Origin of the sequence: Pseudomonas saudimassiliensis (assembly GCF_000939975.1) — a bacterium.
In the GTDB taxonomy this organism is placed as follows: domain Bacteria; phylum Pseudomonadota; class Gammaproteobacteria; order Pseudomonadales; family Pseudomonadaceae; genus Halopseudomonas; species Halopseudomonas saudimassiliensis.
On record NZ_LK391969.1, the window covers coordinates 1,704,123 to 1,729,414 of the forward strand.

The window sequence follows — 25,292 nt, forward strand, 5'->3', positions numbered from 1 at the left end:
TATGTCATGACCCGATGATTTTTTGGAAACCCTCCCCTTGTCGACATTGGATAGGATCAACTCACGATCATCAGACAAGTGGTAGATACCCATGGATTTCAATTTCACAGAAGAACAAAAAGCCTTTGCCGAGTCCGTACGCCGTTTCGCGCAGCGTGAATTGGCCGATGGCGCCCTGGAACGTGCCCATGCCAGCGATTACCCCTGGGATATAGCCGCCAAGCTGGCCCATCAGGGTCTGCTGGGTATCACCCTGAAGGAAGAAGACGGCGGTATCGGGGGCACCCTGATGGACGCGGTTATCGCCATCCAGGAACTGGCCCTGGTCTGCCCGAAGAGCGCCGACGTGGTCCAGGCCGGCAACTTCGGCGCCATCCGGACCTTCGCCGAATATGCATCCCCCGAGCTGAAAGAGCGCTTCCTGCCTGATCTGATTGCCGGCAAGAGCCTGCTGGCGCTGGGCATGAGCGAGCCGGGTGCCGGGTCTGCGGTGACCGAGCTCAAGACCTCCGCCGTCGAGGATGGCGATGAGTTCATCATCAATGGCTCCAAGGTATTCTCCACCCACAGCCCCCACGCCAATACCTTCCTGATCTATGTCCGCTTCGGACCGGGCCTGAACGGCATCGGCTCGGTTATCGTTGAGCGCGGCACGCCGGGCTTCGAGGTCGGCCAGCCCTCACCCTTCATGAGTGGCGAAGAATGGTGCCAGCTGTATTTCACCGATTGCCGCATTCCCAAGGCTAACGTCCTGCTCGGGCCCGGCGGCTTCAAGAAGCAGATTTCCGGTTTCAACGTCGAGCGTATTGGCAACTCCTCCCGCGCGCTGGCCCTGGGTCGTCATGCCTTCAACGTCGCCCGCGAACATTGCCTGACCCGTGAACAGTTCGGCCGTCCGCTGTGCGAGTTCCAGGGTCTGCAGTGGAAGTTCGCTGAAATGGCCGTCAAACTCGAATCCGCCCAACTGCTGCTGTACCGCGCCGCGGTCAATGCCGATGGCGGCCTGCCGTCCGCGTACGAGACCAGTGTGGCCAAGATGGCATGTAACCTGGCCGGCTGGGAGGTGTCCAACGAAGCGCTGCAGGTCATGGGCGGCTACGGCTACTCCTCCGAGGCGCTGGTGGAATACTGCGTCAAACGTACCCGCGGCTGGATGATTGCCGGTGGTTCCATCGAGATCCTGAAAAACCGTATCGCCGAAGATGTGTTTGGCCGCCGGTTCGATCAGCGTCCGCCCAAAGCCTGAGCGGGAGTTTCACGATGAATGACATGATCGACGCCGCCATTGCCAACGCCCTGCTCAAGCCCCGGTCCATCGCCCTCGTCGGAATCTCCGATGATGCCGCCAAGACCAACGGCCGGCCGCTGCGCTTTTTGCGCGCGGCGGGCTACCAGGGCACCATCTACAACGTCAACCCGACCCGCACCGAGGTGCAGGGCGAGCCGGCCTACCCGTCGTTGTCGGCCTTGCCGGAGGTGCCTGAGCATGCCTTCATCCTGACCAACTCGCAGTTGGCGATCGAGGCCGTGCAAGAGTGCGGCCGGCTGGGTATCCGCGTGGCCACCATCCTCGCCGGCGGCTTCTCGGAGTCCGGTCCCGAAGGGGCGGCCCGGGAGCAGCAGCTGCGGGATATCGCCAAGCGCACCGGCGTACGCATACTCGGTCCGTCGAGCCTCGGTGTGGTCAACCTGCGGGAAAAACTGGTGCTCACCGCCAACGCCGCCTTTGCCGAGCCTGAGCTGCCGGTCGGCGGCATCTTCTGCGCGTCGCACAGCGGCAGCATGCTCGGCGCCCTGACCTCCCGCGGGCGTGCCAAAGGTGTGGGCTTCTCGGGGCTGATTTCGGTGGGCAGTGAAACCGACCTGTGCATCGGCGAGATCTGCGAAAGCACCCTGGACGACCCGAATATCACCGGCTACATGCTGTTTCTCGAATCCCTGAGCCACGCCGATGCCCTGCGCCGATTCGCCATTGGCGCCGCGCAGCGCGGCAAGCCGGTGGTGGCCTACAAGCTGGGCCGCTCGGAGGCTGCTGCCGAACTGGCGGTATCGCATACCGGCGCGCTCGCTGGCGAAGATGCGGTCGCCGAAACCTTCTTCCGCGATTGCGGCATCGCCCGGGTGGAAACCCTGGAAGGCTTCCTTGAGGCTTTGCCGCTGCTGGGCCGGCTGCCGGTCAGCAAGCTCAATACCACAGGTCGTACGCCCACCGTGGGCGTGGTGACCACCACCGGTGGTGGCGCGGCCATGGCTGTAGACCAGTTGGGTATCCGCGGCGTTGCCGTGGTGCCGCCAAGTGCCGAGACCCTGGCGCGGATGGCCGAGCGGGGCATTAACGTGAACCCGGGTGGCATTGTCGATCTGACCCTGGCCGGTACCCGCTACGATGTAATGAAGGCCGCGCTGGAAGTCATGCTGACCGCACCGGAATTCGACCTCGTGGTGGCGACCGTCGGCTCCTCGGCGCGCTACAATCCTGACCTGGCGGTCAAGCCGGTCATCGACTCGGCCACCTTCAGCGAGACCCCGCTGGCCTGTTTTGTGGTCCCTGAGGCGCCCCAGGCGCTGAGCCTGCTCAACGAGGCTGGCGTACCGAGCTTCCGCACTCCGGAAGCCTGCGGCGATGTCATTGCGGCGGCCTTCGCCCGGCGTGCGCCGGGTGAGCAGGTGCAGGTCACCGCGCCCACCCAGGGTGAGCGCATGCTCAACGAGGCCGATGCCTACGCCATGATCACCCCGCTGGGCGTGCCCCATGCGGCGTACAAGGTGCTCAACGTCAACGAGCCGGTACCCGAGTTGGGTTTCGACTACCCGGTGGTGGTCAAGGTGCTGCATGACGAAATTGCCCACAAGACCGATGTCGGCGGTGTGATCCTGCCGGTGCGTGACGCCGCGGAACTGGCCGAGGCCATGGGCCGCATCGTTGACAACGTCGGCCAGCACCTGCCCCAGCTGACCGTTGAGCGGGTGCTGGTGCAGGCCATGGGAAAAGGGCTGGGCGAAGTACTGGTGGGCTTCCGCCGCGACAACGATGTCGGCCCGCTGATCATGCTGGCGGCCGGCGGTATCCTCACCGAGATCTACCGTGACCGGGCAATGCGGTTGGCCCCGGTCAGCGTGGAGACCGCCCGCGAGATGGTCAGCGAGGTCAAGGCGCTGCAGGCGCTTGCCGGTTACCGCGGCCGCGCCGAGGGGGATCTGGAAGCCATCGCGCAGGCGGTCAGTAACTTCTCCCGTCTGGCATTGCAAGAGGATTGCCTGGTGCTCGAGGCAGAAATGAACCCGCTGCTGGTGAAGGCCAAGGGCGAAGGGGTAGTCGCCGTCGACGCCCTGGTCCGCATCGCCTGAGGAACGCCCATGAACCCGAGCACAAGAATCGAGCGGGACGGTGATGTAGCGCTGATCTACATCAACAACCCGCCGGTCAACGCCGGCTCCCTGGCGGTACGCCAGGGCCTGCTGGCGGCGATCAACGAGGTGGCGGGCGATCCAACGCTGATCGGCGCAGTGCTGATCGGCGATGGGCGCATGTTCATTGCCGGCTCCGATCTCAATGAATTCGGCAAACCGCTGGAAGACCCTCAGCTGCCGGTGGTGATCGAGGCCATCGAACAGTGCCCGAAGCCCATCATCGCGGCGCTGCATGGCGCTGCGCTGGGCGGCGGCTTCGAGCTAGCGCTGGGGTGCGACGCCCGTATCGCGGTGGAGAAAACCGTGGTCGGGCTGCCGGAGGTTACCCTCGGCATGATTCCGGGCGCCGGCGGCACCCAGCGCCTGCCCCGGCTGACCGGGATTCCCAAGGCCATTCAACTGATCTGCTCCGGCGCCCGCATCAAGGCACCGGAAGCACTGGATCTTGGGATCATCGACGCGGTGGTGGACAGCGATCTGCGCGGCACCGCCGTGGCCTTCGTTCGGCATATGAATGGCAAGCGCCGACTGCGTGACCTGGCTCTCCCGCCCGTCGAGCAGAGCTGCATCGACACGGCCAGCGCCCACGCCCTGCGCCTGGGCCGTAATCGACCCCAGGTACGGGCCGCCATCGAGGCGGTATTGATGGCGACCAGCCTGCCCATCGACCAGGCATTGGCAGCCGAACGGCAGACTTTCCAGGCGCTGCGCCTGGCGCCTGAAGCCTTTGCTCTGCGTCATCTGTTCTTTGCCGAGCGCGACTCGGCGCGGCTGCCGGAAGTCAGTACCGCGGCAGCGCAAACCATCTCCACCGTGGCCGTGATCGGCGCCGGCACCATGGGCAGCGGTATCGCCCTGGCCGCCCTGCAAGCCGGCCTGGACGTGGTCCTGCTGGAGCAGTCGGAGCAGGCTCTGGAAGCAGGTGTACAGCGCATCAGGGACTTCTATACGCAGCGCGTGGGCAAGGGCCGTATGGGCCAGAGCCGGGCGGACAGCGAACTGGCGCGGCTGACTGCGACCACCGACTGGACCCTGATCGGCAAGGCCGGGTTGGTGATCGAGGCCGTCTTCGAGGACCTCAAGGTCAAGCAGGAGTTGCTGCGGCGCGTCGAGCCGCTGCTGGCCGAGCACGTACTGTTTGCCAGCAACACCTCCTATCTCGACCTCGATGCTATCGCCGAAGTCGCTCGCCGGCCGCAGAACGTGCTGGGACTGCATTTTTTCAGCCCGGCCAATGCCATGCGGCTGGTAGAAGTGGTACGGGGCATGTATACCGCCCCGGAAACCATCGCCAGTGGCTTTGCTTTCGCACGGCGCCTGGGCAAGCTGCCGGTCCTGGCCAATAACGCCTTCGGCTTTATCGGTAACCGCATCTACGCGGCCTATCGCCAACAGTGCGAGTACATGTTGGAAGAAGGCGCGCTGCCGGCGCAGATCGATGCAGCCCTGGAAGGCTTTGGCTTTGCGATGGGCCCCTTTGCCGTGGCGGACATGTCGGGCCTGGATATTGCGCTGCGTATGCGCCAGGCGCGGGCCGACAGTCGCGATCCCCGGGCGCGCTATGTGGCGATCCCGGATCAGCTGTGCGCCCTGCAGCGCCTGGGGCGCAAGACCGGCGCGGGTTACTACCGCTACGACGAGCAGCTGCGACGGCACGAGGACCCAGCGGTTACCGCGCTGATCGAGCAGGCATCGCGGGACAAGGGTATCGAGCGCCAGCCGTTCACGGACCAGGCCATCGTTGATCGGGTCCTGCTGAGCATGGTCAACGAAGCCGCCCTGCTGCTGGCCGAAGGGGTAACCACCCGGGTCGGCGATGTGGATCTGGTGATGGTCAATGGCTTCGGCTTTCCGAAGTGGCAAGGCGGCCCGGCGTTCTGGGCGGCACAGCAGGATCTAGCGGAGCTGCGGCAACGCCAGGAAGCGCTGGCCAAGGTGACGGGGCCCGGATTCGTCAAGGGCGACCTGGCGCTGTTCCATCACCTGCATAACCGGCCGGTGACAGCGGCAACCGCCTGATTCCAGTAGCGGTAAAACAACGCCCCGGCAGTGCCGGGGCGTTTTCTTATCGGCCCAGCGCGGGCAGGTTCAGCTCGGTCAGGGTCGGTAGCTCGTCCAGCTGCCAGATCTGCTGGCGCAGGCGCTCCATGGCCTGGTTGCCGATGACCGGGGTAACCAGTTCGGCGAACTTGTCATCCAGCTCCTGGTCGCTCAAGGGCGCCGCCGGGTCGCCCTTGCGGTGCGGCGAAAAGTGCTCCAGCGTTCGACCATCGCGCAGGATGATACGCACCCGCGCCGCCCGCGCTTGGGGAAACTGGGCCGTCAGTTCCGCGTCCGCGGTCAACACCACCCGCTGCATCAGCACCCGACTGGCCTGCTCGGTCAGCCGCTCGGGCGTAAACGCCTGCAAGCGCACCGAGCCGTAGCGCAACGCCTGCACCAGCACATAGGGCATGCTGAACTTGGCCTGGTAGGCCGATACCGGCTCGTAGCTGCCGGTGACATCCAGTGCCACCCGATAGGTATCCACCTCAATGCGCTCGACCTGCTCCAGCTCGGCGGCCGACAGCTGCTGGCGCAGCGTCTGCACCGCATCGATGGCGGCAAAGGTATGGCCGCAGCAGCAATGGGACTTCTGCGTGATGCGGGTGATGTTGTAGACCTCCCCCAGACCCGCCGTTACCTTGTGCCACTGCGGATCGACACTCATGGCCGCACCGAAGCCCACCTCCCCCTCCAGCATATCCAGCGCGCCAGTAATGCCGGCTGCTGCTGCGCGGGCGGCAGCCACTCCAGCGGACGCCGCATGGCCACCGTGCAGTGCCTTGGTCATGGAGTCGGATCGAAACGCCTGCTGCAGGCCCGAAGCGAAGGAGCCTGCGGTAGCCAGGGCATGGGCCATGACCTGACGGTCGCCCGGCGCCAGCAGATAGGCCGCTGCGGCAGCACTGGCAAAGCAGCCGATGGTGCCGGTGGTATGGAAGAAGCGGTAATGGGAAGGCTGCACCGCCGCGCCGATACGCGTGGATATCTCGTAGCCCAGCACCACGGCCTTCAACAGTTGCTCGCCACTGGCGCCGATGTGTTCGCCAATCGCCAGTGCGCCAGCGATGGTCGGCACGCCCGGGTGGTACACCGCATCGATGAAGATATCGTCAAATTCCACCGCATGGGACGAGGTGCCGTTGATCCAGGCGGCCGTCCCCGGCAGGTAGCTGCCGGCGTAGCCGGGCGTGGAGCTGCGGCCGCTGCCGATCTCATCGGCGTGGGCCTGGGCCAGGCGCTGGGCAACCGGCTCAAGCGTGCCTGGGTACAGGGAAGCGAACCAGTCCAGCACCGCGCGCTTGGCATGGTGACGCACCGTATCACTGAGGGGTCGGCCAGCCTCGCTGAGGCTGTAGTCGGCGAGTTGCTCTATCAAAGTTGCCATGGGTTTCCTGTCAGCTAACGAGCCCCGTGGGGCCGGAAACCTGACCGCGACCCGGATGCTAGCCGATCTGCTCGACCAGCCATTGCCGGAACAGCGTCAACTTGCTCTCCCGTGGCGAGTCGGGCTGCGTCACCAGATAATATCCAAGGTCACGGGTCAGGGTATGTTCACAAAAGTACACCAGCGTACCGGCGCGCAGCTCCTGCTCCACCATGCGCGTCTGCGCCATGGCGATGCCCAGGCCATCCTGCGCGGCCTGGTAGGCCAGCAGCGAGCTGGGCAGCATGAAGGGATCCTCCTCGATGCTGTATTCCAGCCCGGCGGATGCCATCCATTCGGGCCAGTCCTGCTTGCGGTAATACGAATGGATCAGTCGATGCTTGAGCACGTCTTCGGGCTTGCGCCCGGTGGGCATGCCGGCGATCAGCTTGGGTTTGCACACCGGCCGCATCTCGTCACTGAACAGGAACTGACTGTCCAACCCTTCCCACTCGCCGCGGCCCAGCTGGATGGAGGCGTCAACCTTCTCCGCGCCGAAATCCACTGGGGCAACCGCCGTGGTGATGCGGATCCGCAGGTCGGGGTGCGCCTTCTGCATTTTCGGCAAGCGGTGCATTAGCCAACGGGCAGCGAAGGTCGAGTACACCCGGATGCGCAGCGGTTCATCATCCACTTGGGCGGTAAGCCCGCGGGTGGCAATGACGATGCGTTCAAACGCCGGGCGGATGCCGTCGAAATACTGTTGCCCCACCTCGGTCAGCCGAATGCCCGCCCGATCCCGGTGAAAGAACTGCACCTCCAGATAGGTCTCCAGCAGGCTGATCTGGCGGCTGACCGCCGACTGGCTGACATGCAGCTCCTCGGCGGCCTTGGAAAAGCTTTTCAGCCGGGCTACCGATTCAAAAACGCGCAAGGCGTTGAGGGGAGGAATGTCACGCATGTTGATCGGCCTTTTACGTTATCGAAGGCATCAGGGTACTACTGTCAGCGCGCACTGGCATGTCTGTGGCCCGGCAGACGCAGGAAAGGCGACCCAGGGGCCGCCCTCCCCTCCATCCCGGGTCAGGAATAGACCACGGGGGCATTGCGCTTTTTCAGCCAGTTGGTACTGGTGGCCGCGAAGGCCAGCAGGACCACCAGGGCAATGGCATGGGCCCAGAGCACCGGCGTCAGGCAACAGATCGCCGCCACTGCCAACACCAGACGCCAGGCCACATTCACATGCCGCTGATACCAGCCGACCAGGGCAATGGACATCATCCACACCGCGGCCAGCCCGAGCGCACAGGTCAGCACGATCTCATACCACGCACCCATGCCCAACAACGCATGGTTGTAGACGATCATGAACGGCAGGATGAATCCCGTGAGGCTGATGCGGAAGGATTCCAGCCCCGCCTTGAACGGATCGCAGCCGGCAATCCCTGCGGTGGTGTAGGCCGCCAGGGCCACCGGTGGGGTAATCGGCGCATAACAGCAGTACATGAAGACGAAGAAGTGCGCGACGATGACCGGAACCCCCATCTGCACCAGGAACGGCGCCGCGGTGACCGCCATCACGATATAGGCGGCAGTTGGCGGCAGGCCCATGCCCAGCACGATGGAAATCACCATGGCGAACAGCAGGGCGATAGCCAGGTATCCCTGGGACGCGCTCATCAGGATGTCCGACAGTTTCAGGCCCAGGCCAGTCATGCCCAGCGTACCGATGATGATGCCCGCAGTGGCACAGGCAACCGACACCACCAAGACCTTGCGCGGCGTTTCCACCAGCGCCTCGAACAGGTTCTTCATCGGCACCCTGAGACCCGGCCGGAAGATGTTGTAGAGGATGGTGGTGACCAGGATGATCATGGTCGAAAACAGGGCCGCGCGCAGCGGTGACACGCGCAGCACCGCCAGCGAGAACACCAGAACCCCCAGGGGAATCAGCAGTCGCAGGCTCTTGAGAATGGCATCACGCTTGCCGGGAATCTCATCGGCCGGCAGCGCCTTGAGGTCATCCTTGCGCGCCTCGTTGCCGACCACGAACATCAAGGCGGTATAGAACAGCAGCGCCGGGATGATCGCATGCAGAATGATTTCGCTGTAGGGCACACCGGTCATGTCCGCCATGACAAAGGCGCCGGCGCCCATCACCGGCGGCATCAGCGAGGCGCCGGAAGCACCCACTGCCTCGATGGCCGCCGCGGTCTTGGCCTTGTAGCCAACGCGTTTCATCAACGGAATGGTGAAGGCACCAGTGGTGGCCGCATCGGATACCGGGCTGCCGGAAACCATGCCCACAGTAGCAGTGGAAATGATGCCGACCTTGGCCGGGCCGCCCTGGTATTTGCCGGCAAAGGCATTGGCCAGGTTGATGAAAATGCCGCCCACGCCGCTCTTCTCCATGAAGGAGCCGAACAGAATAAACAGGAATACATAGGTTGCAGCTACACCCAGCGGCACACCGTAGATGCCCTCGGTGGAGAAGAACATTTGGGTGACGATGCGCTCCAGGTCACGTCCGGAGTGGCCGAAGGGCTCCGGCAGATACTGGCCAAAGTAGCTGTACAGCAGCGAGATGGCCGCCAGCAGCGTCATTACCCAGCCGACGGTACGCCGCGTGGCTTCCAGCAACACCACGATGGTGACGCTGCCGATGACCAGGTCGGTCAGGGTGGGATCACCGATCCGGTAGATCAGGTCATCGAAGGACATATACAGGTAGAAACCGCTGGAGACGGCCGCCAGGATCAGCGGAATATCGATCAGCAGGCTTCGATTAGAATCCTTGATGGCGGGAAAGAACAGGAACACCAGCGACAGTACAAATGACAGGTGGATACTGCGTTGCAGCAAAGCCGTCATCAGACCGTTGGTGGCGGTAAAGACCTGGAATCCGGTAAACAACAGGGAGATGGCGATAATCGCCAAGCCCAGGGTTTTTCTTGTAGTCATTGGGTTTCCTCTCACCGCATCAGGCAGCGGCTGCCTGGAGTTGGAAACAGGAGGGCCGAGCCCTCCCGAAAATCAGTTCAACAGACCTACTTCGCGGTAGTAGCGCTCGGCACCGGGATGCAGTGGCACGAAGGTGTCAGCGGCTTGTTCCAGAGTGGTCTGCTTGTAGGCGTGGTTGATGTTTTCCAGCTCTTCCTTGTGTTCGAACACCGCCTTGACGATCTGGTAAGCCGCTTCCTCGGACAGCTTTTCACCGGCCACCACCAGGGTTTGCACCGATACGGTCTGGATTTCCTCGGTCACACCCTTGTAGGTGTCGGCCGGGATAACCGTCTTGTTCAGGAACGGATATTCCTTCTGGATGCTTTTGATCTGGTCATCCGACAGCGGGATCAGCTTGATCGGGTTGGTCATCGCCAGGCTCATGACCGCCGGCGCGGGGTAGTTCACCCCAAGAAACACCGCCTCCGCCGTTCCGTCCTGCAGCGCCTCGACGCCTTCGGTGAAGCTGAGGAATTCCGGACGGAAGTCGCGGTAGGTAATCCCCAGGGCCTCGAGCATCATGCGGGTCTTGACCTCGGTACCGGAGCCGGGCGCGCCGACCACTACCCGCTCGCCGCGGATATCCTCGATGTCATCCACATCGTTGTTCGCCAGGGTAACGATATGGTGCGGCTGCTGGTACATGTTGAACAGCCCGAACATCTCTACCTTCTTGCCGCGGAAGTGCTTGGAGTTCTTGTAATCGATATAGGCTTCATGCACCACGTCTGCCGATACCGTGGCCAGATCCGCTTGTCCTTTGCCCAGCATCTTAATGTTTTCCACGGTGCCGCCGGTCGATTCGGCGACCATGGAAATGCCCGGCACATACTTGCTCACCACGTTGGCCAGTGCGCCGCCGTAGGCGTAGAACACCCCGGTGGTGCCCGCGGTCGCCACTGACAGCTGCGATTGCTGCGCCTGGGCAGAGGTGGCACCGGCCAGGATCAGGGCAGACGACATTGCGGCAAACGCCAGCGCTCTACATTTTCTGATAGTCATTTTTTGCGACTCCAATTTTCTTATTTGTGGGCGGCGTGGCCTGGAGCTGCTGTGTCATCACAGCCCAGTGGGTGACGCGCCTTTTTCCAATCTGTCGCAGCAAGGCGGCGGAATTGGAGTTGACCCAATCATATCCAAACGCCTATCCGGTGGTTTTACCAAAAATCATAGCGGGATGAGTTATGTGCAAACTCGCTGCGGGCGCATGTCAGTAGAGTGCAAAGCCATGCGGTGAGCCGCTGGGCGACTGCACCGTAGACAAGCCAACGTCTAATAATAAAGGTGGATATCTTGATGCATCGTACGTCGATTTCTGTGGTGCCAACCGCCCTGGCCATCGCCTTCGCCAGTTGGTCCCCCCTCGCTAGCGCCGCGTTTGTCGAAGACAGCAAGGCCAGCCTCGAACTACGCAATATCTATTTCAATCGGGATTTCCGCGACGGTACCGGCCAGTCCAAACGTGAGGAATGGGCCCAGGGGTTCCTGTTGAAACTGCAGTCGGGCTATACCGAGGGCACCGTCGGCTTCGGCGTTGATGCCCTGGGCATGCTGGGCGTCAAACTTGACTCCAGCCCGGACCGCGCCGGCACCGGCCTGCTGCCGGTGCACGATGATGGTCGCGCCGCCGATGAGTTCGCCAGCCTGGGCTTGACCGGCAAGGTGCGGATGTCCCAGACCGAGCTCACGGTCGGCACCCACATGCCGGTATTACCGGTACTCAAGCCCAACAACGGGCGGATCATACCCCAGACATTTGATGGGGTCATGCTGACCTCCCGCGATCTTGGCAGCCTGGCCATCACCGCGGGCCAGTTGAAGGAAGTGCGCCAGCGCAATTCCTCCGACCGCGACACCCTGATGCTGAACAACAAGAACCGCCGCTTCACCGCCGGCGCCGAAGCGGACTACTTCAACCTGATCGGCGTGGAAGCCCCGGCCGGTGAGCGCGTAAAGCTGAGTTATTTCGGCGCCGAACTGGATAACATCTACCGCCAGCACTTCTTCGGGATGGCCTACTCCCAGCCGCTGGGTGATGGCGTTTTCCAGGCGGATGTACGCCTGTCGCTGAGCGATGACTATGGCCGCAAGGCCGGCGGCGAAGTGGATAACCGCGCCTTCAACGGCATGCTGTCCTACGGGCAGGCCGGCCACAAGTTCGGCCTGGGCTGGCAGGACATGGGCGGTGATACCGGTTTTGCCTATGTCGAGGGTACCGACCCGTTCCTGGTCAACTTTTCCCAGATCAATGACTTCGCCAACCCAGACGAGCGCTCCTACCAGGCCCGCTATGACTACGACTTTGCCCATGCGGGCGTGCCCGGACTGAGCTTCATGACCCGCTACATCCGGGGCTCGGATGCGACCGTGATCGGCTCCAGCGAAACCGGCAAGGAATGGGAGCGCGATTCGGAAGTGCGTTACGTATTCCAGACCGGCCTGCTGAAGAACCTGTCGCTGCGCTGGCGCAACGCATCCTACCGCTCCGACTTTGCCCGGGGTGCGGATGAGAACCGCCTGATCGTCGGGTACACTTTCGCGCTGCGTTAACCTGAAACCCGCTGGAATACCGCCATGCCTACGTCAACCGCCCCTGGTCTGAGCCGCCTGCCGCACTGGCTGCAATGGTGTGTGCTAGCTGCGGCTGGCGGGGTCGCGGGGTACCTGCTGCACTACCTCAAGGTGCCCGCCGGGCTATTTCTCGGGCCGATGATGGTTGCCGTGGCCATGGGCATCGCCGGCAGCAGCATCCGGGTGCCGCGGCTGGCCTTTCGCTCCGGCCAGGGCGTGGTCATGCTGATGGTGGCCAAGTCGGTAACCCTCGGCGTGTTGCTGGCGCTGAGTCGGGACTGGCACCTGATGCTGGTGGTGACGGCCCTGACGCTCATCCTGAGCGCGGCGGTGGGGCTGGGTATGGTTCGGTTCGGCGGTATCCCGGCGACCACGGCGGCGTGGGGTACTGCGCCCGGCGCGGCCTCGGCGATGATCGCCATGGCCGAGGAATCCGGCGCCGATTACCGCGCCGTGGCCTGCATGCAGTACATCCGGGTGGTGTGCGTAGTCATGGCTGGCGCCTGGATCAGCCACCTGATTGTGGCCCCCGAGGCCATGCATGAAATCAGCGCTGATAGTGACAACGGCTTCAGTCTGGTCAATCTTGCCCTGACCCTGGCGGTTGCGTTTGTAGGTGCCCTGAGCGCCAACTTCCTGCCCGCTGGCGCCCTGCTGACCCCAATTATCATCGGCAGCGCCCTGAACCTGCTGGGCTGGCTGGACATCACCCTGACCAGCAGCATCCTGGCCCTGGCCTATGGCGCCATCGGCAGTTATATCGGCCTGCGCTTCGATCGGGAAACGGTGCTGCAGGTAGTCCGGCTGATACCCACCATCATCACTGCCAACCTGTTCCTCATCCTCTTGTGCGCCGCCCTGGCCTGGCCCTTGAGCTGGCTGTTCGCCAAGGATTTCCTGTCCGTGTTTCTCGCCACCAGTCCCGGTGGACTCGACGCCATGGCGATCATCGCGGTGGAAACCGGCTCCGATGCCAGCTTCGTGGTCGCCCTGCAGACTTTGCGGCTGATCGGCGTGGTGCTGACCGGAAAACTCTGCGCCCACGGCCTGATCCTGTTGTCACGCCGCCTTCGGACCTGAGCCGCAGCTGTCTCAGTCGTCTGTCTGATCTCCAGTCCGTGGCAGGATATAGTCATCCTGCTGGCGCACCAGTTCATCCACACCCACTGAGTTATACAGCGCAAGACACCCGGCAAAGGCATTCGCCCCGCCCCGCTTCATCTGCGCCGGCTCGTCGGCCATGGCTTCGCGAAAGTAGCTTTCCACCGCTGCGTAAGGGTCGTGCAGGGTCTCAAGGGTATCTTCGTCCTGCTGAATCCGATGCTGGCCCCGCCCCATGAAATGATATGCGCCGACCGCCTTTGCCACATCATCCGTGAGCGCGCCCGGTTGCGGATAGGCGTCCAGCAGACACCGGGACAACCCGTAGTTCTTCAAAGATTGGCGGGCCGCTAGCGTCGCCTCGGATGGAGTGGCCCAGACGGGGGTGCCTATAACCAATGCCAGAAAAAACAGGAGCGGTTTCATTTGAGTTCCCAATACAGGATGCGGATAAGCGATACCCGGCTGTTATAACTATGGCTGTTCGGGTTTTGATAGTCCGTGCCATCAGCGGTGCGCGTACCATCCCAGAGGGTGACATGGCCTGTGGCATCATTCCAGCCCGACACCTCCATCACGATAAGCCCCCTCAGTCCCGCCAGTTGCCCCGCTTGGGCGGGCTGCAGCACCTTATCTGCGTTGCCCCAGTTATGCTTGACGAAGTGGATGATGCCATCGACCCGCATGATGTAGGGCTGACCATCAGCGCCACCAACCCGGTAGATCGATGTAGCGGGAATGATGGTGCCTCGCGGGATTACGTAGCCACCATTGTTGAAGGCCCGGCTCATACGCAGCGCGCAGGCGTTGGTGTAAGCCTCTGGGTTAGCCCGGCGATGCTCGGCCACATCCCCTCCCACCAGCTCGTATACATCCGGAGCGGCCATGGCTCCCACTTCGGCATAGGCCTCCCACAACGACTGGAAGCCGGGGCGCTTGATTTCCATGCGGGCCGAGGCTCCCCCGGCGGTGGCGACGAGACTGGTCACTAGAGTACTCCCTGCAGTTCCAGATGCTGATTCTTCAGAACCTCCGGTATAAATACCGTACCGTCACTCTGTACGGTGCCGGTCACGACTTTGTCGAGCGGCCCTTCCAGCTGTATTTCCACCGTCTCACCGGGCTTGTAACCTGAGGTTTCGGCGTGCAGATTGAGATCAACATAGAAACGTGAAGTATCGGATACCGGTGTCTGACTCTCACTGTAGGACCAGTAGATGCGATCGACGGATTTGTTTACTACGGTGTTGCCAACGATGAAGGCACCGGCGGTAGCTACGCCACCGCCCAGACTACCAATATGCACAGTACCGTCCGCCAGCAACGTATTCGAACCCGCCGGGCAGCCGCAGGCAACGTAGTCACCGGCGCGCGCTGCCGGGCCCGCTGGCAGCACTACGGTTCTGGTGCCGACCGCCACAATGGGACCGATGCCTTTCTTACATTTGGGACAAGTCGCCTGATGTCCGACCGAGCTGGCCACCAGGCCATCGAACAGAATGCCGGGATTGCCTTCGATCACCGTGCCGCCGGTAGAGGTCTTGGAGCCTACGCCTATCTTGATCATCGCCGTCCCTGTTTTCCTGATGAGCCCTATGGATTGAGGCAGCGATGATCCTAGCGAAGCATCGAGGCAGGTCAAGGTGCTTGCTGTCTGGATGAGAGGTGCATCACAGCACCGGCACATCAGTCATTACCCAAGGCCGCTGACACTCGATATGCTGGGTGCGATTCTTGCCATGACATGCTGCAGAGGTGCGCAATGAACCCCATTTCCTACTGCCTGGCCGGTACCACGCTATTGATGCTCGCTGCGGGAGCGCAGGCAGCGACGATGCGGTGCGACAATGGCCTGATTTCCACAGGCGACACCATTTTGATTGTCACGGAGAAATGCGGTGAGCCGGCGTCCCGCCAGGTGAATCATCCTGATGTGGATGCGGCCGGCCAGATCGTGCCGGGCGCGGCCACGGTTGAGCACTGGTTATACGGCCCAACCCGTGGCATGTCCTACCATCTGCGCTTTATCGATGGACGACTGGTGCAGATTCGCAGTCAGCGGTAACACTGCCGGGATTACTCCTCGGCAGCGTTATCCTGGGGGGCGTTGCCCTCCACCTGTTCGGCCATCCGCTTGAGGCCGATATGCCGCACGTTGGTGCCCTCGACCATGTGGATCACGTGTTCGCCGACGTTGCGGGCGTGGTCGCCGACCCGTTCCAGCGAGCGCAGTACCCAGAGTATGTTGAGTACCCGGCTGATGGAGCGTGGATCTTCCATCATGTAGGTGACCATTTCGCGCATGGCGGTCTTGTATTCCCGATCGACCACCTTGTCCTCCCGCGCCACTTCCAGCGCCTGCTGGCTGTCGTAACGGGCGAAGGAATCCAGCGATTGCTGGACCATCTTGTGCACGTGGTAGCCGATATGTCGGCATTCCACGTAGCCACGGGGGGCCTGGCCTTCCTCGATCAATTGCAGCGCGCGGCGGGCAATCTTTGAGGCTTCGTCGCCGATGCGCTCCAGATCGACGATGATCTTGCTGATGTTCACCACCAGGCGCAGGTCGCTGGCCGCCGGCTGGCGCCGGGCGAGGATACGCATGCACTCCTCGTCGATCTGGCGCTCCATCTCGTTGGTTACCCGGTCGTTCTCGCGCACCTGCTCGGCGAGCTTGCCATCGGCTTCGATCAGGGCGGTGACCGCATCGTAGACCTGCTTCTCCACCAGCCCGCCCATTTCCAGCAGGCGTGTGCGCAGCGACTCCAGCTCTTCGTTGAACTGTTGGGAAATATGCTGGGTAAAGCTCTCGATCTCTTTATTCATGGCGACTCTCCCCAATGCCCTGCTTAGCCGTAGCGGCCGGTAATGTAGTCTTCGGTCTGTTTCTTCGTCGGGTTGGTGAACAGGGTGTTGGTATCACCGTATTCCACCAGCTCGCCCATGTACATAAACGCCGTGTAATCGGAGACCCGCGCGGCCTGTTGCATGTTGTGGGTAACAATGACAATGGTGAATTTCTTTTTCAGCTCGTTGATCAGCTCTTCGATCTTCAGCGTCGAGATCGGGTCCAGCGCCGAGGCCGGTTCGTCCAGCAGCAATACTTCCGGCTCCACGGCAATGGTCCGGGCGATCACTAGGCGCTGCTGCTGACCGCCGGACAGGCCCAGGGCCGATTCATGCAGGCGGTCCTTGACCTCGTCCCACAGCGCCGCGCCCTTGAGCGCCCACTCGACCACTTCATCCAGGGTACGCTTGCTGTTGACGCCCTGGATACGCAGGCCGTAAGCCACGTTTTCGTAGATCGACTTGGGGAAGGGGTTGGGCTTCTGGAACACCATGCCGACCCGGCGGCGCAGGTTGGACACATTCACGCCCTTGGCGTAGATGTCCTTGCCATCCAGCAAGATCTGGCCATCGACCCGGCAACCATCGACCAGGTCGTTCATCCGGTTGAAGCAGCGCAGCAGGGTCGACTTGCCGCAACCGGAAGGGCCGATGAAGGCCGTGACCCGGTTGCGCGGGATCTGGATGTTGACATCAAACAGTGCCTGCTTGCTGCCGTAGAACAGGCTCAGGCCGGGCACATCGAGGGCGACGGTTTCCTGATCCATGCTCAGCGCCTGGTGCGAGCGCCCCAGGGCGCTCATATCCATTGCATGGGTTTTGCTGCTATTGGACATAATTCGGTATCCGCGTCGTATAGAGTGAGATGATCAGTTTTCCAGCGCCTTGTACTTTTCCCGGAGGTGGTTGCGGATCGCCACGGCCGAGAAGTTCAGCAATGCGATCACCGCGACCAGCAACAGTGCCGTGGCGTAGACCAGCGGCCGTGCGGCCTCGACGTTGGGGCTCTGGAAGCCGACGTCGAAAATATGGAAGCCCAGGTGCATGAACTTCTGGTCCAGGTGCAGGTAAGGATAGTTGCCATTGACCGCCAGCGATGGCGCCAGCTTGACCACCCCTACCAGCATCAGCGGCGCCACTTCACCGGCGGCCCGGGCTACCGCCAGGATCAGACCGGTCATCATCGCCGGGCTGGACATGGGCAGGATGATTTTCCACAGCGTCTCCGACTTCGTCGCACCCAACGCCAGGGAGCCTTCGCGCAGGGAGCGGGGAATCCGCGTCAGACCTTCCTCGGTGGACACGATCACCACCGGCACGGTGAGCAGCGCCAGGGTCAGCGACGCCCACAGCATGCCGCCGGTACCGAAGGTCGGAGTCGGCAACGCCTCGGGGAAGAACAGCGAGTCGATGCTGCCGCCGAGGAAGTAGATGAAGAAGCCCAGACCGAATACCCCGTAAACGATCGAGGGTACCCCGGCCAGGTTGTTCACCGCGATGCGAATGATGCGGGTGACCAGGCCCTGCTTGGCGTATTCACGCAGATAGACCGCCGCCAGCACGCCGAAGGGCGTGACCACCACCGACATGATCAACACCATCAGCACGGTACCGAAGATGGCCGGGAACACGCCGCCCTCGGTGTTGGCCTCACGGGGCTCGTCACTGACGAACTCCCACAGCTTGGCGAAGTAATGGCCAGTCTTGTCCAGGGTGGACATGGCGTTGGGCTGGATGACCCGCACGACCTTGCTGAGGTTGATTTCCTTCTCGCGGCCGTCGGGCACCCGCATGGTCAGGCTGTCGCGACTGAACTCTTGATACAGCGCCGTGAGGTTACCCTCCAGCGCGGCATATTCGTTGTTCAGCGCGGTGCGCTCGGCGTCCAGTTCGGCCTGCCGCTCGGGGGTCAGTTCGTTGTTCAGTTCATAGCCGCGCTCGCGCAGACGCACCCGCTCCAGGCCCGCGTTGATGCGGCCGATATCGGACTTTTCCAGCTGCTGGATGTCATCGTAGATGGCCAGAGCGCGATCCACCGCCTGCTCCAGCGCCGGCCAGGCGTCGGCGCCGGTGGCGATGACCTCGCCGTTCTGCCGCACATCATTCAGGTAGCCATAGAAGTTGCCCCACTCGCGCCGCTCGATGACGACGACCTCTTCCGGCGTGCGGATGTCTTCCATCCAGTCACCGACTACCCAGCGAAAGTCCGCGCCGTACAGGTCGCGGTTACCGACCTTGATCAGCTGGCGCTCCATGAAGCCATCGCTCTCCGGGTCCACCGGCATGCCGGCACTGGCCAGCCGGGCCGCGGACACCTCTTCGCGGGTGTTGACCTCGCCGAGGATAACCAGGGCCTCCTGCCCCGGCATGCGGTATTGGGCCTCGATCACGTCCGCCGGCCAGAAGTGGCTCAGCCCGCGTACGGCGATCAGGATCAGCAACCCCAGGGTCATGACCACGGCAATGGCAACCGCGCCGGCGTTCATCCAGATCCACGGGCTACCGCTTTTGCACCAGGCTTTGAAAGTATCTTGTTTCACAATGTCGATTCCTGTTGTCCGTGGGCCTTAGAGCGACGCATATTTCTTGCGCAGGCGCTGACGGATCAGTTCGGCCAGGGTGTTCATCACGAAGGTGAAGCTCAGCAGTACCAGCGCCGCCAGGAACAGCACGCGATAGTGGGTGCTGCCCACCTCGGACTCGGGCATTTCCACGGCGATGTTGGCTGACAGCGTGCGCATGCCTTCGAAGATGTTCATATCCATGATCGCGGTGTTGCCGGTGGCCATCAGCACGATCATGGTCTCGCCAACGGCGCGGCCCATGCCGATCATCACCGCCGAGAAGATCCCCGGGCTGGCAGTCAGGATGACCACCCGGCTCATGGTCTGCCAAGGCGTGGCGCCCAGCGCCAGCGAGCCCTGGGTCAGGTGCCGCGGCACGCTGAAGACCGCATCCTCGGCAATCGAGTAGATGGTCGGGATCACCGCAAAGCCCATCGCCAAGCCCACTACCAGGGCGTTGCGCTGGTCGAAGTCGATGCCCAGGTCATGGGTCAGGTACATGCGCATGTCACCGCCGAAGAACCAGGCTTCCAGGTAGATGCTCATCTCGAAGCTGAACCAGCCGATGAGCAGCAGCACGGGCACCAGCAGCAGCGCTTCCCAGCCGTCGGGCACCATGAAGCGCACCTTCTCCGGCATCTTGCTCCAGGCAAAGGCGAAGCCCAGGAAGGCGATCGGCGTCAGGATCAGCAGGCTGACCACGCCCGGCAGGTTGGTCTCCAGCAACGGCGCCAGCCACAGCCCGGCGAGAAAGCCCAGGATCACCGTCGGCAGGGCCTCCATCAGCTCGATGATCGGCTTGACCTTGCGGCGCATGGCCGGGGCCATGAAGTAGGCGGTGTAGACCGCCGCGGCAATCGCCAGCGGGGTCGCCAGGATCATCGCGTAGAAGGCGGCTTTGAGCGTGCCGAAGGTCAAGGGCGCGAGGCTCAGCTTGGGCTCGAACTCACTGCTGCCGGAGCTGGATTGCCAGACGTAATCGGGTTCGGGATAACTCTCGTACCAGACCTTGCCCCACAGCGCCGACCAGGAAATCTCCGGGTGCGGGTTGTCCACATCCCAGACGCTGATCTGGCCATCGGCGTGCTCCACCAGCAGATCCGCGGCGCGCGGCCCGATGCCGTAGGCGGCCACCGGCTGCTCGTCCACCGGATGGACCATCAGGTTCTGGTGGGCGGTGGTGTTGTAGAAGCCCAACTGGCCGGTCTCGTCCGCCGCCAGGAATACCTTGCGGCGCTCCTCGCCCTGGATATGGGTGATAGCGTTGCCGCGCTGCTCATCAAAGGTCCGCACCTGGGTCAGCTTGGCGGTGCCTTCACCGCGCACCATGAACCACTGGGCCAGGTTGCCCTGATTGTCACCAATCAACAGCGAGATGCCACCGAGCAACAGGTTGGCGGAGGTGACCTTGCGATCGGCACCTTCGACCACCGGATAACGCGCCAGCAGGCTGGCGTCCTGGCGCAGCGCGTAGACGTTGACGTACTGGTCGCCATTGAACACATACATCCACTGCAGCAGCGGATCGACCAGCACCTTCTGGATATCGCCACTCACCGGCGCAATCGGGATCTGCCGCTGCTCGACAGTCACCTCACCGGTCATCAGGTTCTCGCGGGTGCTGACGCGGGTATAGACCAGCTCACGGTCGATACTGCCGACCAGCACCATGTTGTCGCCACTGAGGCGCATGGTCACGCTGTCCAGCGCCCGGCCCTGCTCGTCCAGGGTCAGCGGCTCGCTGCCATAGGGGAACACCAGCGAGGGCGTGATCAGCCGACGGTCGTCGGGGTAGGAGACGCGATAATCATGCCGGCCAATGATGACCTGGCCGTTGCTCAGGCCCGCCACAAACTGCCGGGAGGTGGGGCTTTCCACATTGAAACTGGTGATCTGCACACCGGCCGGGATCGGCAACTGCTGCTCGCTGATCAGCGAACCATCGGCGGTATGGAAGAAGGCCAACTGGCCGCTATCGGCCAGACGCACGCCCACTTCGGCCTGCTCCTCCATGGCCAGCAACAGCGGCGCGCCGCTCTCCTGCGCCCACGCCGGCTGGTACCGCGCGCGCTCTTCCAGGCTGGCCCCGCTGAACAGCGGCAGCACCTCGGACAGCAGGTAGAGGAAGATCAGCAAGATGGCAGCAATCACGCCCAGGCCACCGACCGCCACGTACCAGCGGGTGAAGTGATCCTTGAAGTGACGAACCTTGCGGTGGCGTTGCATCGCCTTGGTATCGTAGTCGACGCGGGTATCTTGGGGTGATGGTTGCATGTTCATGGCGCCACCCTACAGGGCATATATGACAGAATAATTACAGCGAGAAGGCGAAAAAGGGCTGTGCGCGTGGCACAACCCTTTCCCTTGGGCATCCTGCCCTCAGCGATCCATCGCTTACATGCCCAGCTCTTCGTAGACCTTGTCTACAACACGCTTGGGCATCGGCACGTAGCCGTCCTTGAAGACTACTTCCTGGCCTTCCTTCGACAGCATCAGCTTGACGAATTCACGCTCCAGGGGAGCCAGTTCCTTGTTCGGCGCCTTGTTCACATACACGTAGAGGAAACGCGCCAGCGGGTACTCGCCGGACACTGCGTTCTCGGGAGTGGCATCGATATACTCGGAGCCTTCCTCGGCGGCCAGCGGCACGGTGCGCACACTGGAAGTACGATAGCCGATACCGGAGTAGCCGATGGCGTTCAGCGACTGGCTGATGGACTGCACCACAGAAGCGGAACCGGGCTGCTCGTTCACGCCGCTCTTGAAGTCACCCTTGCACAGGGCCTGCTCCTTGAAGTAACCGTAGGTGCCGGATACCGAGTTGCGACCGTACAGCTGGATGTCGCGGTTTTCCCACTGGCCATCCAGGCCAGCCTGGCCCCAGGTGGTGATATCGCTGTCATGACCGCACAGGCGAGTAGAGGAGAACACGGCGTCCAGCTGGGCCATGGTCAGACCCTTGATGGGGTTGTCCTTGTGCGCGAATACCGCCAGGGCGTCGATGGCGACCGGGATCTCGACCGGCTTGTAGCCATACTTCTCCTCGAACGCCTGCAGCTCGCTGTCCTTCATCTTGCGGCTCATCGGCGCCAGGCTGGAGGTTCCTTCGGTCAGGGCGGGCGGCGCAGTGGAAGAACCGGCGGCCTGGATCTGCACGTTGACGTTCGGATAGTGGCGTTTGAACTCTTCGGCCCACAGGGTCATCATGTTGGCCAGCGAGTCGGAACCGACACTGGACAGGTTGCCGGACACGCCACCGACGCGCTCGTAGGCTTTCAGGTCTGCATCAACGTTGGCAAAGCTGGTGCCTGCGGCCATCCCGGCGGCGGCAACAGCGATAGCGGCGCACAGTCGCTTCATTTTCATGTCTTTCTCCTGGTGAGGTAGTGTTTGCAACACGCGACTCAGTATCGGGAGCCGATGTGACAACTCTATGCCCGGATTATGACAATTGGATGAAAAAGCGCTGGCACAGTGCCGGCCGCCCTGGTTACCCGTCGCCCCTGCCCCCATATCACCGCCCCGGACCGCTTTTCAGCCGCCCCGCCATTGAGCGCCCCCGCGCAATCCCTTAAGATACGCGGCTTGGGATTGTCAACAATCATCATCGTCGTTTATCCAGGGGGTTAATCCCGGATGCAGCGAACTGCATCTTTTCGTGGCCCCTGCCAAACAACAACTACAACATCGAGTAGTCCATGCAAGACCTAGATCAAGACCCGGTGCCAAGGGGGGAATTGGCACTCAAAATCACCGCATTGCCCCGCGACTGCAACAGCTTCGGCGACATCTACGGCGGCTGGCTGGTTGGCCAGATGGATATGGCCGGCACCAGCACGGCCTCACGCATCGCCCGCGGCCGGGTCGCTACCGTGGCCATTGATCGCATGGGTTTCATGGTGCCGGTACCGGTGGGGGCGCAACTGGCCTTTCACTGCCAGGTGGAAGACATCGGCCGCAGCTCGATTACCGTGCTGGTAGAAGTGTGGAGTGACGATCACACCCACGAGGAAAGCCGCAAGGTGACCGAAGCGACCTTCGTCTTCGTGGCGATCGACGATCGCGGTCGGACCCGGGTTATTCCGTCCTGAGCCGCAGGAGCTGACGCACGGGGTGCGGCAGCTCCTGGCTTGCGCTTATCAGTCCTTCGGGTAATCCGCGTAGGAGTGCTTGAGCGTGGCATGGTTGAGCAGCATCTCCGCCTTCAGCTGAGTGCCATCGGCAGAATAGATGCGCGACCGCACCCAGTACGACTCGGTGCGTTTGCTCTCCGACAGCGCCACCACTTCCCGGCGAATCAGATACTCCTCCCCAACGAACAGCGGCCCGTCGACCATGCGGATTTCCTGGTCGGCGAACAGGCCGATCACCGGCTGTTTCACCGGAAAGGCCGCCTGCTTGCTGCTGTATTCCGCCAGCACGCTGACCATCTCCAAAGGGATGATCGGCCGCCCCCAGGGTGAGGCTTCCGCCTGCGAATACCAGGGCGAGTTTTCGGTAATGCCCGCCAGCTTCTGGCTCAGCGAGAACGGATACAGGTCGCCCATGTGCTGGTCGGCATCCATGCGCACCGGCTCGTCTTCTGCCCCGGTCATGCCCACGTGCAGATCCGCCAGGATTACCAGCCGCTCCGGCGGACGCAATTTGGCCATGCGCTCATCCAGCAGCGTCGGACCATCGCCCGGCCCCAGGCTGGCGCTAGCTTCCAGCACCGGTGTGCCATCGGCCTTCTCGGCCCAGCAGCGTACGCGGGTGGCCCCCGGCGCCGGTCGCTCGACAAAGGCGCGCACCTGCTCACCTTCCACCACCATGTTCTGGAAGTGCGCCGAGAAGCAGCCGCGCTCGAACCAATCCTGGCCCCAGATTTCCGCCAGCAGCGGCACGAACTGGCTGAAGTGCGTCGGCCCTTCAATGGGGCCGGCGCGGAAGCCCAGCTTTTCCGCCATGTCGTCATCATGGATGGAGGTATGGCCGCTGTATTGCTGGTCGGCCAACATCTGCTTCGGCTCGCGCAGCGGGCCGCACAGGTAAAGAGGCGTATCAAAAGTCATGTGTCGTCTCCTCAACCGTTGAGCATGGCGCTGAGGCGCTCACGAATAATGCCTTCGGCCTCGGCCATGATGCGGTCGATCAGTTGCTGCACCGTCGGCACGTCGTGAATCAGCCCCGCTACCATGCCGCAGGACCAGGCGCCGGCGTCCATCTCACCTGTCTTCATGATACGCGGGTAGACGCCGGCCACTTCGTCGACAATATCCTCGAACTTGAGCGCGGCGCCCAGGCGCTGCTCCTTCTCCAGCAGGCGCTCCACCGCCGCGTTGTTCATTACCCGTTCGGTATTGCGCAGCGGGCGCATCACCAGCCGGGTATCCAGCTCGCTGGCCGCCACAATCGCCTGCTTCACATTCTCGTGCACCGGCGCTTCCTGGGTGGCGATAAACCGCGTGCCCATGTTCATGCCCTCGGCGCCCAATGCCAGCGCAGCGGCCAGCGAACGACCATCGGCCATGCCACCGGAGGCGACAAAGGGAATCTTCAGCTCTTCCGCCGCGCGCGGCAGCAGGATGAAGTTGGGCACATCGTCCTCACCGGGGTGACCGCCACACTCGAAGCCATCCACGCTCACCGCGTCGCAACCAATGGCCTCGGCCTTGAGCGCATGGCGCACCGCCGTGCACTTGTGGATCACCTTGATGCCGTTTTCCTTGAGGATCGGCAGCCACTTCTGCGGGTTGTTGCCGGCCGTTTCCACCACCTTCACACCGCCTTCGATAATGGCCTTGATGTAACCGGGATAGTCCGGCTGCTTAACCGACGGCAGGAAGGTCAGGTTCACGCCAAACTGCTTGTCGGTCATCTCGCGGCAGCGGCGAATCTCGTTGGCCAATGCCTCAGGGGACGGCTGCGTCAGCGCCGTGATCATGCCCAATCCACCAGCATTGGCCACCGCCGCTGCCAGCTCCGCGTAGCCAACGTGGTGCATGCCGCCCTGGATGATGGGATGCTCGATACCGAAGAGTTCTGTGATTCTGGTTTTCATGCGTACCTACCGAGTCGAGTTGCAGCACGCCGCGCGTGCCGGTGGCAAATGTCGACTGAGTGTAGGCGGCCCGTGCGGGCAAACACCAGATTGGTTGGGTATTCAGGAGGTTTATGGGTGGGGCAGTACCGGGCACCCAAGGGGTGGCCCGGCTTGGTCCGGCATTATCTATCCGAAGCCGAGTCTTCCAGGGCTTCGCCGCCTCTCTGGATATCTCTACCGGCGCCTTCCATGGTGTTACAACCGGCCATAAACAGAACCATCATTCCGAGCAATACTGATTTCAGTGTCAGACTCATAATTGACTCCAGCATTCTTATTGAGCACCAATCACGCGCCACGGGCA

22 protein-coding genes are annotated in these 25,292 nt (G+C 62.6%); 7 read left to right on the forward strand and 15 right to left on the reverse strand.

The window, feature by feature from the left end; translation table 11 throughout:
• Window positions 1-91: 91 nt before the first annotated feature.
• The 3 genes from VG99_RS07870 to VG99_RS07880 are packed head-to-tail and all read left to right on the forward strand — an operon-like array spanning window position 92 to window position 5,430.
• Window positions 92-1,246, forward strand: coding sequence for an acyl-CoA dehydrogenase family protein (locus VG99_RS07870; protein WP_044499233.1), 1,155 nt, complete (start codon window positions 92-94; stop codon window positions 1,244-1,246).
• Between the two features lie 14 nt (window positions 1,247-1,260).
• On the forward strand, window positions 1,261-3,348 hold the full coding sequence (locus VG99_RS07875) for an acetate--CoA ligase family protein (RefSeq protein ID WP_044499234.1): 2,088 nt from the start codon (window positions 1,261-1,263) through the stop codon (window positions 3,346-3,348).
• A gap of 9 nt (window positions 3,349-3,357) precedes the next feature.
• Window positions 3,358-5,430: a 3-hydroxyacyl-CoA dehydrogenase NAD-binding domain-containing protein gene (locus VG99_RS07880; RefSeq protein ID WP_044499235.1), complete on the forward strand. Its 2,073-nt coding sequence runs from the start codon at window positions 3,358-3,360 to the stop codon at window positions 5,428-5,430.
• Between the two features lie 46 nt (window positions 5,431-5,476).
• Here the strand turns inward: VG99_RS07880 and VG99_RS07885 are convergent, their stop codons facing one another.
• From VG99_RS07885 to VG99_RS07900, 4 genes are all read right to left on the reverse strand, one after another.
• Entirely contained in the window at window positions 5,477-6,841 is a 1,365-nt protein-coding gene (locus tag VG99_RS07885; RefSeq protein ID WP_044499236.1) for an MmgE/PrpD family protein, read from the reverse strand.
• 58 nt (window positions 6,842-6,899) lie between these two features.
• A complete protein-coding gene (locus VG99_RS07890) occupies window positions 6,900-7,781 on the reverse strand; it encodes a LysR substrate-binding domain-containing protein (RefSeq protein WP_044499237.1) in 882 nt (293 codons plus the stop codon).
• Between the two features lie 122 nt (window positions 7,782-7,903).
• Complete coding sequence (locus tag VG99_RS07895) at window positions 7,904-9,781, reverse strand: TRAP transporter permease (protein WP_076939737.1); 1,878 nt, start codon at window positions 9,779-9,781, stop codon at window positions 7,904-7,906.
• 72 nt (window positions 9,782-9,853) lie between these two features.
• A complete protein-coding gene (locus VG99_RS07900) occupies window positions 9,854-10,825 on the reverse strand; it encodes a TAXI family TRAP transporter solute-binding subunit (protein ID WP_044499239.1) in 972 nt (323 codons plus the stop codon).
• A gap of 294 nt (window positions 10,826-11,119) precedes the next feature.
• Between VG99_RS07900 and VG99_RS07905 the strand changes: the two genes are divergently transcribed.
• The gene (locus VG99_RS07905) at window positions 11,120-12,373 is read left to right on the forward strand and encodes an OprD family porin (protein ID WP_044499240.1); all 1,254 of its coding nucleotides are present in this window, start codon (window positions 11,120-11,122) and stop codon (window positions 12,371-12,373) included.
• A gap of 24 nt (window positions 12,374-12,397) precedes the next feature.
• Entirely contained in the window at window positions 12,398-13,474 is a 1,077-nt protein-coding gene (locus tag VG99_RS07910; protein ID WP_044499241.1) for an AbrB family transcriptional regulator, read from the forward strand.
• Between the two features lie 12 nt (window positions 13,475-13,486).
• Here VG99_RS07910 and VG99_RS07915 read toward each other — a convergent pair whose 3' ends face one another.
• The 3 genes from VG99_RS07915 to VG99_RS07925 are packed head-to-tail and all read right to left on the reverse strand — an operon-like array spanning window position 13,487 to window position 15,062.
• The gene (locus VG99_RS07915; RefSeq protein ID WP_044499242.1) at window positions 13,487-13,921 is read right to left on the reverse strand and encodes a hypothetical protein; all 435 of its coding nucleotides are present in this window, start codon (window positions 13,919-13,921) and stop codon (window positions 13,487-13,489) included.
• Window positions 13,918-14,442 (reverse strand): type VI secretion system amidase effector protein Tae4, encoded by a 525-nt coding sequence (locus tag VG99_RS07920; protein WP_044501523.1) that lies wholly within the window; start codon window positions 14,440-14,442, stop codon window positions 13,918-13,920. Before VG99_RS07920 ends, VG99_RS07915 begins: the two co-directional genes overlap by 4 nt.
• A gap of 41 nt (window positions 14,443-14,483) precedes the next feature.
• Entirely contained in the window at window positions 14,484-15,062 is a 579-nt protein-coding gene (locus tag VG99_RS07925; protein WP_044499243.1) for a PAAR domain-containing protein, read from the reverse strand.
• Window positions 15,063-15,257: 195 nt separating this feature from the next.
• On the opposite strand from VG99_RS07925, the gene VG99_RS07930 reads away from it, so the two are divergent.
• A complete protein-coding gene (locus VG99_RS07930) occupies window positions 15,258-15,560 on the forward strand; it encodes a DUF2845 domain-containing protein (protein WP_044499246.1) in 303 nt (100 codons plus the stop codon).
• 11 nt (window positions 15,561-15,571) lie between these two features.
• Here VG99_RS07930 and phoU read toward each other — a convergent pair whose 3' ends face one another.
• The 5 genes from phoU to VG99_RS07955 form a co-directional block, all read right to left on the reverse strand.
• A complete protein-coding gene (phoU, locus tag VG99_RS07935) occupies window positions 15,572-16,321 on the reverse strand; it encodes a phosphate signaling complex protein PhoU (RefSeq protein ID WP_044499248.1) in 750 nt (249 codons plus the stop codon).
• A 23-nt stretch (window positions 16,322-16,344) separates the two neighbouring features.
• Window positions 16,345-17,178: a phosphate ABC transporter ATP-binding protein PstB gene (gene pstB / locus VG99_RS07940; protein ID WP_044499249.1), complete on the reverse strand. Its 834-nt coding sequence runs from the start codon at window positions 17,176-17,178 to the stop codon at window positions 16,345-16,347.
• 33 nt (window positions 17,179-17,211) lie between these two features.
• Window positions 17,212-18,828, reverse strand: coding sequence for a phosphate ABC transporter permease PstA (gene pstA / locus VG99_RS07945; protein ID WP_204216757.1), 1,617 nt, complete (start codon window positions 18,826-18,828; stop codon window positions 17,212-17,214).
• An 81-nt stretch (window positions 18,829-18,909) separates the two neighbouring features.
• A complete protein-coding gene (locus VG99_RS07950) occupies window positions 18,910-21,186 on the reverse strand; it encodes an ABC transporter permease subunit (protein ID WP_044499253.1) in 2,277 nt (758 codons plus the stop codon).
• Window positions 21,187-21,300: 114 nt separating this feature from the next.
• Window positions 21,301-22,272 carry a PstS family phosphate ABC transporter substrate-binding protein gene (locus tag VG99_RS07955; protein ID WP_044499255.1) on the reverse strand — a complete coding sequence of 324 codons (972 nt, stop codon included), beginning with the start codon at window positions 22,270-22,272 and terminating at the stop codon, window positions 21,301-21,303.
• Between the two features lie 332 nt (window positions 22,273-22,604).
• On the opposite strand from VG99_RS07955, the gene VG99_RS07960 reads away from it, so the two are divergent.
• Window positions 22,605-22,997 (forward strand): acyl-CoA thioesterase, encoded by a 393-nt coding sequence (locus tag VG99_RS07960; protein WP_044499256.1) that lies wholly within the window; start codon window positions 22,605-22,607, stop codon window positions 22,995-22,997.
• A 48-nt stretch (window positions 22,998-23,045) separates the two neighbouring features.
• Here the strand turns inward: VG99_RS07960 and VG99_RS07965 are convergent, their stop codons facing one another.
• The 3 genes from VG99_RS07965 to VG99_RS15505 all read right to left on the reverse strand — a co-directional run bounded on the left by VG99_RS07965 (window position 23,046) and on the right by VG99_RS15505 (window position 25,245).
• Window positions 23,046-23,957, reverse strand: a complete 912-nt coding sequence (locus VG99_RS07965; protein ID WP_044499257.1) for a hotdog family protein — start codon at window positions 23,955-23,957, stop codon at window positions 23,046-23,048.
• An 11-nt stretch (window positions 23,958-23,968) separates the two neighbouring features.
• Window positions 23,969-24,946 (reverse strand): NAD(P)H-dependent flavin oxidoreductase, encoded by a 978-nt coding sequence (locus VG99_RS07970; RefSeq protein ID WP_044499258.1) that lies wholly within the window; start codon window positions 24,944-24,946, stop codon window positions 23,969-23,971.
• A 164-nt stretch (window positions 24,947-25,110) separates the two neighbouring features.
• Window positions 25,111-25,245 (reverse strand): entericidin A/B family lipoprotein, encoded by a 135-nt coding sequence (locus tag VG99_RS15505; protein ID WP_051611213.1) that lies wholly within the window; start codon window positions 25,243-25,245, stop codon window positions 25,111-25,113.
• Window positions 25,246-25,292: the final 47 nt, after the last annotated feature.